Source organism: Bradyrhizobium sp. USDA 10063, from assembly GCF_054063735.1.
In genome coordinates this window covers 3,251,797-3,263,336 of record NZ_JBSSGP010000002.1, presented here as the reverse complement: position 1 = coordinate 3,263,336, position 11,540 = coordinate 3,251,797, and the positions used below count along the sequence as shown (strand labels likewise).

The following is an 11,540-nucleotide window of genomic DNA, read 5'->3' as shown; positions in this document are numbered from 1 at the left end:
CCCGGCGCTATGCGCCGACCTCTCCCGCAAGCGGGAGAGGTGAAGTCAACCCGCAACCGATTCTCCCGATCGGATCATGCTCTAGCGCTCGACCCGCGCTACAGCTACGGCGCGGTCCGCGCTGCCGATCGTGCGCTGCAGGTCGCCGATGGCGCGCAGGAAGCTGTCGGCCGGCGTGGTCTCCGGATCGATCAGGCGGTGCAGACGAAAACCGTCCTCGAGCGCGAGCACGATCGCCGCGGTCCATGCCGGGTCCAGCTTGCCGTTCCTACCGCTGTTCTTCCGCGTGGTCTCGATGATTTCGGCGACCAGCTTGCGCCGGGCGCGCAGGCGCTTGGCAAGCTCGGGCCTGCGCTTCTCCGCGCGCGCGACGAACAGGATCATTTCCATGTGCAACAGTGGTGAACGGCCGAGCGGATCCTGCCGGCTGCGATCCATGCTCTTCAGCGCATCGATGAAGTCGGCAAGACTGTCGTGCCGCGCAAGCAGATCGAGGTTGCGCCGGATCGTCTGCTCGACATGGTCCTCGAGCATCGCGATGATGAGCTCTTCCTTGCTCTTGAAGTTCGAATAGAACGCCCCGCGCGTGAAACCGGCGGCCGCCGCGATCGCCTCGATACTGGCGCCCCTGATCCCCTGTTCCTCGAACACGCGCGCCGCCGCCTCGAACAGCTTTTCGCAGGTGTCATCCCTGGTCGGTCTGGTCCTAACTCTTGACATCGGCCCTGTTTAGGCCACAATGCAACTCGATACAAGAGTGTATCGAGTTTTTTAGGGGTGGAAACGCCTGGACCCGCACGAAGCGGCGGCCGGTAGCGTTCAATGTGAAATCGTCTCAACGCGGCAACCGATTGAGGTCACCATGAACGAGCAAGTTCGGCCAGCGAACAACGATCCGCTGTTCAATCCCCTGGCGCCGGAATTCATCCGCAACCCCTATCCCTATTACGAGCGGCTGCGGACCGACGACCCGATGCATGTCACGCCGTTCGGCGCCTTCGTCGCGAGCCGTCACGCGGAGGCGAGCCTCGTGCTGCGCGACAAGCGCTTTGGCAAGGACTATGCCGGCCGCACCATCCGCCGCTACGGGCCCAAGAGCATGGAGGAGCCGATCTTCCGCAGCATGAGCCAGATGATGTTGCAGCAGGATCCGCCCGACCAAACCCGTCTGCGCGGGCTGGTGGTGAAGGCGTTCACGGCGCGGCGGGTCGAGGACATGCGGCCGCGGATCCAGGAGATCGTCGATGAGACGCTCGATCGTATCATCCCGCAGGGAAGGATGGACCTGATCGAGGATTTTGCGTTCCGCCTGCCGGTGACGGTGATCTGCGACATGCTCGGGATCCCCGAGGAACATCGCGAGACCTTTCATACCGGCTCGCGCGACAGCGGCCGCATCCTCGAGCCGGTGCCGTTGTCGCCGGAGGAGATCAAGCAGAGCAGCGCCAGAACCAGGATGTCGGAGATGTACTTCCAGCAGCTCTTCGAGCTGCGGCGGAAGCAGCCCGGCGATGACCTGACGACACAGCTCGTGCAGGCGGAGGAGGATGGCCACAAGCTCAGCAATGAAGAGCTGACCGCCAATATCATCCTCCTGTTCGGAGCCGGGCACGAGACGACCGTCAACCTGATCGGCAACGGCCTGCTGGCGCTCCATCGCAACCCCGACCAGCTCGCGCTGCTCAAGGCAAATCCCGGGCTGATCACCAACGCCATCGAGGAATTCCTCCGTTATGATTCCTCGGTGCAAATGACCGGGCGCGCGGCGCTGGAGGATATCGAGGATCTCGGCGGCAAGCGCATCCCCAAGGGCGAAACCGTGTTGTGCCTGCTCGGCTCGGCCAACCACGATCCGGCGGTCTATCCCGATCATCCGGAGCGGCTTGATATCACCCGTCCCAATGTGAAACCGCTGTCCTTCGGCGGCGGCATCCATTTCTGTCTTGGCGCCCAGTTGGCGCGGATCGAGGCCGAGATCGCGATCTCGACGCTGCTCCGCCGCCTGCCGGACCTGCGGCTGGATGACGCGGAAAATCCGGAGTGGCGGCCGACCTTCGTGCTGCGGGGTCTGAAGCGCCTCCCGGCGAGCTGGTAACTTCTCCGCTCTCGCCAGCGGCTGCAGCGCGATACCGCTGTGACTTCGCCATACTTGTCTCTATATATTGGGCTGCTCCGGCGCTGTATTGGCCACGCGCGCCGGGGCGGGGCTCAAAGGGAGACACCGTGCAGACGACGCTGCTCGGCCTGGCAATCGCGTTCATCCTTGCGCTGATCGCCGCGCTGGTCGGACCGTATTTCATCGACTGGAACCAGTTCCGTCCGCAATTCGAGGCCGAGGCGACGCGAATCATCGGCGCGCCCGTGCGCATCGGCGGCGAGCTTGACGCGCGGCTGCTGCCGGCGCCGCAGCTTCGGCTGCGTTCGGCTGTGGTCGGCGGCGGCAACGATCGCGGCAAGGTCCGGGCCGACAAGCTCGACGTCGAGTTCAGCCTGGGTTCGCTGATGCGCGGCGAATGGCGCGCCACCGAGCTCACCGTCAATGGCATGTCACTCGATCTCGGTCTCGACCAGAAGGGGCGGATCGAGTGGCCGGCCTCCCAAGGCACGTTCGATTTCGCCTCGCTTGCGATCGATCGCGTCAATCTCACCGGCCGCATCGCCCTGCATGATGCCGCGAGCCGAAGCACGCTGGAGCTGAGCGACATCGCCTTCAGCGGCGATGTCCGCTCGCTTGCCGGCGCGATCCGCGGCGACGGCAATTTCACCTTCGAAGGCTCCCGCTATCCGTTCCGGATTTCCTCCGGCCAGAGCGCCGATGGCAACGGCACCCGCGTGCATGTCAACATCGATCCCGGCCAGCGCCCGCTGTCGGCCGATCTCGACGGCGTGCTCACCTTCGAGGCCCGCGCGCCGCGCTTCGAAGGCGTGGTGGCGCTGGCCACGCCACCAGCGTCAAAGAACGATGATGGCGCGCCGACGCCATGGCGCGTCGGAGCCAGGGTCAAGGCCGATTATTCGGCGGCGCGGCTCGACCAGATCGAGATCAGCTATGGCAATGAAGAGCGCGCGCTGAAGCTCGCAGGCGTGGGCGACATCCGCTTCGGCGCCTCGCCGCTGCTGCGCGCAGCGCTCTCGGCACGACAGCTCGACGTCGACCGCTTCGCCACGAAGGACAACAATGCCGAACCGATTCGCGCGCTGCCGGCGCTGCGCGCGCTGCTCTCCGGCGTTCCGCACGTCGCGATGCCGTCGCAGATCGAATTTTCGTCCGAGCAGATCATGCTCGGTGGGCGACCGCTGCAGGATATCGCAACCGAGCTTCATGGCGACGACAAGGGCTGGACGGTTCGGCGGCTGGATTTCCGCGCCCCGGGCGCCACGCGCGTCTCGCTCAGCGGTGCTGGCCCGCAGAACGCGCAGTCCGACAGCTTCAAGGCGGCCCTCAATGTCGAGTCTTCCGATCCCGACGCGCTGATGGTCTGGCTGCAGGGGCGCAACGATCTCCCGCCGCGCAACCAGAAACCGCTCAAGCTGCGCGGCGACGTCACGCTCGCCGCAAGCGGTTTTGCCGTCGATGCCATGAAGGCAGAGATCGATGGCGGCGCGATCGCCGGACGAATAGCGGTGTCGTATCCCACCGGCAATACCGGCGCGAAGGTCGACGCCAACGTGAAGGCCGACCGTCTGGATCTCGATGCGGCCACCGCCGTCATTCGCTCGCTGGCGGGGCCGCAGGCGGAATGGCCGGAGGAAGCGCAGCTCTCGCTTGACGTCGGGCGCGCGATTTCGGCCGGGCAGGAGCTGCGTCCGTTGCAGGCCAAGCTCGGCTATGGACCGAAGACGGTCTCACTTGAGCGGCTCAAGGTCGGCCAGCCAGACAGCGTGACGATCGAGGGCAGCGGCAATTTCGATCGCATCAATGCGACCGGAAAGCTCGCGCTCAGCGCAAACGCGGCGTCGTTCAGCCAATTGACCGGCCTCGTCTCATCATTCGCGCCATCAGCCGCACCGCGCCTCACGACGCTGGCGTCGATCCCCGGTCCGGCGCGGCTGAAGCTCGCGCTTGATCTCGACAAGGGGCAGGCCGATCGCGGCAGCCTGCGCGCCGCATTGGATCTCGACGCGCCTCAGCTCAAGGGCTCCGCCACGGTGACGGCGAAGCCGCAAACGGCCGCGATCCGCAGCACCGATCTCGATGCGCTCAGCCGCAGCGATCTCGGCGTCGACGCCAGACTTTCAGCGGGGCAGGGGCGTGCGATGCTGGCGCTGCTCGGCCTCGATCGCGTCATCACGGTCGGCGACGGCCCCGCGCAATTCGAAGGCTCGGTCAATGGCGCCTGGCGCGCGCCGTTGCGGCTGAAAGCGAATATCCGGGGCGCCGGGCTTGATGCGGACGCCGAAGGCTCGGCCGAGCCGTGGGACGAGGCGAAGAAGGCCAGCATCAACCTGCGGGTCAGGAGCGCCGACATCAGCCCGCTGCTCGATCTCAAGCCGTCGGACACGCCGGTGAACGGCGTCCGCCTGTCGTCGCGTGTCTCGCTTGCCGGCAACAAGCTCTCGTTCGACGACCTCGACAGCATCATCGGCGGCTCGCGGCTGCGCGGCCGGATTGCGCTCGCCATAGGGGACGAGAAGAACATCGAGGGCGAGATCGGGCTCGACCAGGTCACGCTTGCGCCGGTGTTTGCGTTTGCGATCGGCGCCGGCGGGCGTGATCCGGCCGAGCCGCTTGGCGGCGGCGTGAACAAGGGCTGGCGCGGCAACATCGTCTTCCAGGCGTTGCGCGGCGAGCTGCCGGGCGGCAGCGAATTGCAGCCGGTGAGCGGCACGATCAAGAGCGACGGCCAGGCGCTGACCTTTGATGCCGTCAAGGGCAAGATCGGCGGCGGCGATCTCAGCGCCGCCATCGATGCGAGGCCGGGTGCGAACGGCATCACCGTGAATGCGAGCGTGCAGCTCAGCGGCGTCGATGGCACGGCGCTGCGTTATCGAAATCTCAGCATGCCAAAAGGGCGCGCCTCGCTGCAGATGACGCTGATGAGCCAGGGCCGCAGCGGCGCGGCCCTGGCCGGCGCGGTGTCCGGCAGCGGCACGGTCACGTTGGAAGGTGCGCGTGTTGCCGGCCTCGATCCGCGCGCCTTCGATGTTGCGATCCGCGCCAGCGAGAACGGGCAGGTCTCTGATGACGCGCGGCTGAAGCAGATCGTCGAGGCGGCGCTCGCAAATGGTGTGCTGTCGGTCGCCTCAGCCCAGATCCCGTTCAACATCCGCGACGGGCGGATCCGTGTCGGCGCCAGCACGCTCGCGGCCAATGGCGTCAACGCCACGATCTCCGGCGGCTACGACATTCCGGCCGACCAGGCCGACATCCGCGCCGCGCTGGTGCCGACCGCGATCACTTCGGCGAGCCGGCCGGAGATCCAGTTGTTTGCGGTGGGCACGCCTGACAGCCTCACCCGCAGCGTCGATGTCGCGGCGCTGTCGTCCTGGCTCGCGGTGCGCGCGATCGACCGCGAGACCAGGCGATTGGATGCGATTGAGCGCGGCGAGCCGCCTCCAACATTCCAGCCGACGCCGCCGCTGATCCCTCCGCAGGAGCCGGCCGAAGCGCCCGATGCGAGCGCGGCAATCCCGCCGCCATCAGCAGATGTGCCGGCCCCGGCGCGCGATCCGCGCAAGGGAGCGCAAAAGCCGAAAACAAGCGCACCGCGTCCGCCACAGGTCCAGCCTCCGGCCAGCGCGCCATCAGCCAATCCGCCCGCGTCGGTCGCAAGCCAACCGCAGCTCGCCCCGTTGCCGCCGCCGATCGACGTCAAGCCACCGCCGGGTGCAGCAAAACCAAAACCCCGTCCGCCGCTCGCACTGACGCCGCAGGTCGCCAACCCGCCGCAGCGTCCGGCCGCGCAGAACTAAGCCCGTGTCCTCATCAACGTGGTGGCGTGAGGCGACGAACTCCATGTCCGCTTTACTCGCGGAGCGACTGAGGTCGCCAGTATCAACCGACGTCCAATCTTTGATCTGAAGCAGACCATGCTCGGATTGCAGCAGCAACGACCGCGAGCGTCGCTGTGGCTCCCTCTGATTTCGGGAATTGCAATGAGGGGCAGTTGCTTCTGGCGGCGAGCTTCTCGCAGCAACGCTTCCGCCCGGAACACTGAAGGCGCCTCGTGATCCTTGCCCTCGAGGATCGGCCAAGCGCCGTCGGCGCGATCAATCTTGGTGTCCATGATTCACCGGGATTCGCTTGTCTCAGGCGACGGATTCGGTCGGCAGACCAGCGGCCTTCCATTCGGGGTAGCCGTCTTCGAGCCGGCGGACGCGATAGCCACGAGTCCTAAGCGCTGCGACTGCTTCGAAAGAAAGGACGCAATAGGGGCCACGGCAGTAGGCAATGACTTCACGGCGCTTCGGAAGTTCACCCAAGCGTCGTTCCAGTTCGGCGAGCGGAATGTTGAGTGCCCCCGGAAGATGGCCCAGCGCGAACTCGTCTTCGGGGCGCACATCGAGCACCGTTACAAGATCATCGCGCAGCCTCGCGACCAGGTCGTCACGCGAGACCGGTTCGAGCGCGTCGCGCGCCTGAAAGTAATCGGTGACGACACGACCAATCTCGGCAACATTCCGTTCGCCAACGCGACCCAGAGCCTTGAGCAGAGTGACCACTTCGGCATCGCCGGCCAGGCGATACAGAACATGTTTGCCGCGACGCTCCGTCTCGACGAGGCGCGCACGCCTGAGTATCTGCAGGTGGCGGGAGGTGTTCGCAAACGTCAGATGCGTCCGGGCGGACAACTCCTCGACGCTGCGCACGCCCTGGGCCAGATGCTCCAACAGCTCAAGCCGGTGCGGATGGCCCAAAGCCTGCGCCACCTCGGCAAGGTTCTCATAGATCGCCTGTTTCGGTCCGGTGCTTGACACGGCATCCCTTCGATATATCATTCAGCAGATCGATTGAATGTTAATATCCGCTCACAGAGAGGAGTGCAAGCCCATGATCCTGCGTCAATTCTTGCACAATGATCCAGTCGGCATCTCCTACCTCTTCGGCTGCGGTGGCAAGGCAGCCGGCGCGGTGGTCGACCCCGTCGGCGATATCCAGCCCTATCTGCAAGCTGCCGACAATGCCGGCATGCGCATTCACTTTGTCATCGATACGCATGTTCATGCCGACCACCTCTCGGCGGGCCGGGCTCTCGCCGATGCGGCCGGAGCGGCGTATGTGCTCTGGACGGAGGCGGGCGTTTCGTTTCCATACAAAGGTGTGCAAGACGGCGAAGTTCTTCCGCTCGGCAACGTGTCGGCGACGGTGCTGCACACGCCAGGTCACACCCCCGAGCACATCTGTCTGCTCGTCACGGATCGCACGCGCGCCGATGAGCCCTGGTTTGTCCTGACCGGCCACACCCTCATGGTCGGCGATCTCGGCCGCACCGAACTCGCCGTAAGCGCCGAAGAAGGCGCAAGACAATTGTTCCGCAGTGCACGGAGACTGAAAGGGCTTGCGGACTACGTCGACGTGCTGCCCGGGGCCTATGCTGGTTCGATCTGCGGACGCCGGCTGAGCGGGAAACCATGGTCGACCATCGGCTTCGAGAAGCGGCACAACCAGGCGCTCATGATCGAGGACGAAGCCGAGTTTGTTCGGTTCATGGTTGCGGAGATCCCGCCGGCTCCGCCGGAAGCGGCCAGGATCAGAGCTGCCAATTCAGGCGTTACCGCTGCCGCTGCCTGATCCCATGAGCGAAGCGGTATCGGCTCCACAAGCTGCCGCCTCGTCGGTCAGGTTGGGGCTCAAGGCGAACTGGCCGCAGTTCGCCTTGCTCGTGCTGATCAACGCCTTTGTCGGCGGGATGGTCGGAATCGAACGGACCGTCGTACCGTTGATCGGGGCCGAGGAGTTCAACATCGGCTCGACGACGCTTGTCGTCTCCTTCATCGTCAGCTTTGGCCTCGTGAAGGCGTGCGCCAACCTGATTTCCGGACAGCTCGCCGACGCTTGGGGACGCAAGCGCGTTCTCGTCCTCGGGTGGCTCGTCGGCCTGCCGGTGCCGTTCATGATCATTTGGGCGCCAAGCTGGGAATGGGTCATCGCCGCCAACGCCCTTCTCGGCATTAACCAGGGACTTGCCTGGTCGATGACGGTGATCATGAAGATCGATCTCGTCGGGCCGAAGTCGCGTGGCCTCGCCGTAGGTCTCAACGAATTTTCCGGCTATCTCGCGGTCGGTGTGACCGCCTACCTCACCGGATATCTTGCGTCGGAGTATGGGCTGCGGCCGGCACCGATCTACCTCGGTGTAGCCTATGCGATCCTCGGTGCGGCGTTCTCGATCCTGCTGGTGCGCGATACGCGCGAGCACGTTCGGTTGGAGACCGCGGGCCATGCACGGCAAGCCGCTCCGATCGGCTTCAAGGAGATATTCGTCCTCACGTCATTCAGGGATCGCAACCTGTTTGCCGCCTCCCAGGCCGGCCTCGTCAACAACCTCAATGACGGCATGAGCTGGGGAATCTTCCCGCTGTTCTTTGCATCTTTCGGTCTCGCCGTTGAACGGATTGGCATATTGAAGGCTGTCTATCCCGCAACCTGGGGCGTCCTGCAGATCGCGACGGGTCCTTTGTCGGATCGCTGGGGCCGCAAAGGTCTGATCGTCGCCGGCATGTGGGTGCAGGCCGCGGGCTTGTTCCTGACGGCGGCGACAAGTCATTTCGAGTGGTGGCTCGTCGGCAGCCTCCTCCTCGGACTTGGCACGGCGATGGTGTACCCGAGCTTGATTGCCGCCGTCTCCGACGCATCACATCCGAGTTGGCGCGCCCGCTCACTCAGCGTCTACCGCTTCTGGCGGGATCTCGGCTACGCGATCGGGGCGCTGTCGGCGGGCCTCATCGCGGACAGCTTCGGGCTTTCGGCGGCAATCGGTTCGATCGCCGCCCTAACATTGATTTCCGGCGTCGTCGTTGCGGTGTTTATGCGCGAACGTGCGGCAGGGCTTGGACCTGCCGCAAGCACCGATGCGGCCACGAAATGAACTGACGGATGCCCTGCGGCGGTAGTGGTCTTCCGGATCGCAACTTGGCGCAGCGCGGCGTGCCGAATTCCAGATGGAGGCTCACCGATATGACGCCGATCTATCTCGACTACAACGCGAGCACGCCGATCGATCCGGCTGTGGCGGCAGCCATGCGGCCGTTCCTGGCCGAGGCCTTTGGCAATCCGTCCAGCGGCCATTGGGCCAGCACGCCGGCAAAAGCTGCTTTGGAACAGGCTCGCGGCCAGGTTGCCGCACTGCTCGGCGCCGCACCTGACGAGATCGTGTTCACGAGCGGCGGCAGCGAAGCGAACAACCTGGCGATCAAGGGTACGTTCTTCGCGCCGAACCGCAGAGGAGCGCACATCGTCACCTCGGTAATCGAGCATCCCGCCGTTCTTGCTCCCTGCCGGTTTCTCGAACCGCTCGGCGGATCGGTCACCTGCCTCCCGGTGGACAGAACAGGCCGGGTTGATCCAGAGGACGTGCGGCGCGCCATCACTTCACAGACAATCCTGATTAGCATCATGCACGCGAACAACGAGGTCGGCACCATCCAGCCAATCGAGGAGATCGGTGCGATCGCGCGGGAGCGCGGCATCCATTTTCATACCGACGCAGCGCAATCGGTAGGAAAAATCCCGACCAGGGTCAACGAGCTCGGCGTCGATCTGCTGTCGATCGCCGGTCACAAGCTCTACGCCCCGAAAGGTGTCGGCGCACTCTATGTCCGACGCGGTCTTGAACTCGAACCTTTGATTCATGGCGCCGGGCATGAGCTAGGCCGGCGTGCCGGGACCGAAAGTGCGCTGCTTGCTGTTGGACTAGGCACGGCTTGCGCGATGGCTGCGGATCTTGCACGGACGGAAAGCATCAAGGCTCTACGTGATCGCTTCTGGCAGGCGTTGCAAGATCGATTGGGTGATCGCGTCGTGCTTAATGGCCATGCCGTACAGCGCCTGCCCAACACCCTCAACGTGTCGTTCGTCGGCAAGGTCGGCGCGGAGATACTGGAGCAGTTGAACGGTGTTGCAGCAACGACGGGTTCGGCGTGTCATGCGGGGCGGATCGAGCTCTCGCCGGTCCTCGCTGCCATGGGCGTATCGGAGAGAGCCGGAATGGGCGCCATTCGCTTCAGTCTCGGAAGGGGCACCACGATCGACGAGATCGACAGCGTCGTCGCACGACTGACGACAATCGCGTCGACCTAGTGGCTTGCGTGCGGCCGGTCAGACGTCGCCGGCACGTGACACGCACACCACCTTGGCGAGCGCGAACGTCTGCTGTTCAGAGCAATGCAGAAGCCGATCTCGGCATCGCTTGGGTCCACGAGCCGACTAACATTAGCCGTGCCTAGGTCAGGCAAAATACCTTGCGGCGGGGGCGAACGCTGGACGGCGAGCGTCCATAGAGCTCGCGAAAGGTGGCGTTGAACCGGCGCACGCTGCCAAAGCCGGCGCGATAGGCAATCTGGGCCAACGGTTCATTCGTCTCGTCAATCAGGCGCTTCGCCCGCTGTACACGCCTGGTCTTTGCGACCTGCTGAGGACTGGCCCCGACGTGCCGCTCGAACAGGCGCGCAAGGTGTCGCGAGCTTACCCCGAGCCGTCCTGCCAGTGCAGCAACCGAACCGCCATCCAGCGCGCCACCATCGATCAGTCTCAAGGCGCGCGCGACAGTTGAGCGCGTGCCGTTCCAGGCAGCACAGAAGGGCGCGGTTTCCGGACGGCAGCGCAGGCAAGGCCGGTATCCCGCGGCCTCGGCCGCTGCCGCGGTTGGATAGTAGGTCACGTTGCGGGTCAACGGCTGCTTCACTGGGCAAACCGGACGGCAGTAGATTCGCGTGGTTCTCACGGCCGTGAAGAAACGGCCGTCATAGCGCGGATCGCGCCGCAAGCGTGCGGTGTTGCATACCTCAAAACTGAGCATCACTCATTCTAGCGCGGGCTGCGGCAGGTGGAACAGCCTCGAGATGATCGGGTCCGATTCCGGCCAGCGATGTCGGTGCGCGCTTCTTATAGAGGAGGAACAGATCCGCTGAACGCTGGAGAAGCAAAATGAACGGTCCGATGCCCAAAGAGGTTGTCATCAACGCCTGGAAGACCTTCAAAGCCCGTGACGCCGGGCGGATCGCGGAGCTGTTTACTCCCGATGCCGAATGGATCGCACCTGCAGGAAATGCTACGGCGACTGCTCTCAAACACCCCGACCACATGATCGGACCAAACCAGATCGCACAGTTTATTGCCTCGGAAATGCATCATCTGTTTTCGAACATCGATATCTCGTTTCTGGGCATTCATGCCGATGGCGATACCGTGGTCGTCGAGGAGCGGATGCGAGCTACTCTTCCTGGAGGCAAGCCCTACGAGAATGACTATTGCTTCGTCTTTGTCCTCTTGGGGGACCGCATCAAGCTGGTTCGCGAATATATATGGACACCCGCAAAGGCTGGCAGATGATTTTCGAGCCGCTCTGAAGATGGCTTTCGGTCACATTCGAGGTGAAACC

General features: G+C 64.4%; 9 protein-coding genes. 6 read left to right on the top strand and 3 right to left on the bottom strand.

All coding sequences use genetic code 11. The features are described 5' to 3' along the window. Positions 1–81 precede the first annotated feature (81 nt). Complete coding sequence (locus tag ACVJGD_RS17840) at positions 82–720, bottom strand: TetR/AcrR family transcriptional regulator (protein ID WP_456635570.1); 639 nt, start codon at positions 718–720, stop codon at positions 82–84. A 142-nt stretch (positions 721–862) separates the two neighbouring features. Here ACVJGD_RS17840 and ACVJGD_RS17835 point away from each other — a divergent pair, with 142 nt between their 5' ends. Both ACVJGD_RS17835 and ACVJGD_RS17830 read left to right on the top strand, forming a co-directional pair. After that, positions 863–2,095 carry a cytochrome P450 gene (locus ACVJGD_RS17835; RefSeq protein WP_456635569.1) on the top strand — a complete coding sequence of 411 codons (1,233 nt, stop codon included), beginning with the start codon at positions 863–865 and terminating at the stop codon, positions 2,093–2,095. 128 nt (positions 2,096–2,223) lie between these two features. Further along, a complete protein-coding gene (locus tag ACVJGD_RS17830; RefSeq protein WP_456640283.1) occupies positions 2,224–5,913 on the top strand; it encodes an AsmA family protein in 3,690 nt (1,229 codons plus the stop codon). Positions 5,914–6,249: 336 nt separating this feature from the next. On the opposite strand, the gene ACVJGD_RS17825 is transcribed toward ACVJGD_RS17830, so the two are convergent. Next, on the bottom strand, positions 6,250–6,918 hold the full coding sequence (locus ACVJGD_RS17825) for an ArsR/SmtB family transcription factor (RefSeq protein WP_456635568.1): 669 nt from the start codon (positions 6,916–6,918) through the stop codon (positions 6,250–6,252). 73 nt (positions 6,919–6,991) lie between these two features. Between ACVJGD_RS17825 and ACVJGD_RS17820 the strand changes: the two genes are divergently transcribed. The 3 genes from ACVJGD_RS17820 (at position 6,992) to ACVJGD_RS17810 (ending at position 10,240) form a co-directional block, all read left to right on the top strand. After that, positions 6,992–7,732, top strand: a complete 741-nt coding sequence (locus ACVJGD_RS17820) for an MBL fold metallo-hydrolase (RefSeq protein WP_456635567.1) — start codon at positions 6,992–6,994, stop codon at positions 7,730–7,732. Between the two features lie 4 nt (positions 7,733–7,736). Next, positions 7,737–9,029 carry an MFS transporter gene (locus ACVJGD_RS17815; protein WP_456635566.1) on the top strand — a complete coding sequence of 431 codons (1,293 nt, stop codon included), beginning with the start codon at positions 7,737–7,739 and terminating at the stop codon, positions 9,027–9,029. A gap of 89 nt (positions 9,030–9,118) precedes the next feature. Then, on the top strand, positions 9,119–10,240 hold the full coding sequence (locus tag ACVJGD_RS17810; protein ID WP_456635565.1) for a cysteine desulfurase family protein: 1,122 nt from the start codon (positions 9,119–9,121) through the stop codon (positions 10,238–10,240). 142 nt (positions 10,241–10,382) lie between these two features. Here ACVJGD_RS17810 and ACVJGD_RS17805 read toward each other — a convergent pair whose 3' ends face one another. Next, positions 10,383–10,958, bottom strand: a complete 576-nt coding sequence (locus ACVJGD_RS17805) for a bifunctional transcriptional activator/DNA repair enzyme AdaA (protein WP_456635564.1) — start codon at positions 10,956–10,958, stop codon at positions 10,383–10,385. A 128-nt stretch (positions 10,959–11,086) separates the two neighbouring features. On the opposite strand from ACVJGD_RS17805, the gene ACVJGD_RS17800 reads away from it, so the two are divergent. After that, the gene (locus ACVJGD_RS17800) at positions 11,087–11,491 is read left to right on the top strand and encodes a nuclear transport factor 2 family protein (RefSeq protein ID WP_456635563.1); all 405 of its coding nucleotides are present in this window, start codon (positions 11,087–11,089) and stop codon (positions 11,489–11,491) included. Positions 11,492–11,540 lie beyond the last annotated feature (49 nt).

Bases quoted from the DNA above. Each gene is read 5' to 3' on its own strand.
- ACVJGD_RS17840 (WP_456635570.1), bottom strand. From the start codon at position 720: ATGTCAAGAGTTAGGACCAGACCGACCAGGGATGACACCTGCGAAAAG.
- ACVJGD_RS17835 (WP_456635569.1), top strand. From the start codon at position 863: ATGAACGAGCAAGTTCGGCCAGCGAACAACGATCCGCTGTTCAATCCC.
- ACVJGD_RS17820 (WP_456635567.1), top strand. From the start codon at position 6,992: ATGATCCTGCGTCAATTCTTGCACAATGATCCAGTCGGCATCTCCTAC.
- ACVJGD_RS17815 (WP_456635566.1), top strand. From the start codon at position 7,737: ATGAGCGAAGCGGTATCGGCTCCACAAGCTGCCGCCTCGTCGGTCAGG.
- ACVJGD_RS17810 (WP_456635565.1), top strand. From the start codon at position 9,119: ATGACGCCGATCTATCTCGACTACAACGCGAGCACGCCGATCGATCCG.
- ACVJGD_RS17805 (WP_456635564.1), bottom strand. From the start codon at position 10,958: ATGCTCAGTTTTGAGGTATGCAACACCGCACGCTTGCGGCGCGATCCG.
- ACVJGD_RS17800 (WP_456635563.1), top strand. From the start codon at position 11,087: ATGAACGGTCCGATGCCCAAAGAGGTTGTCATCAACGCCTGGAAGACC.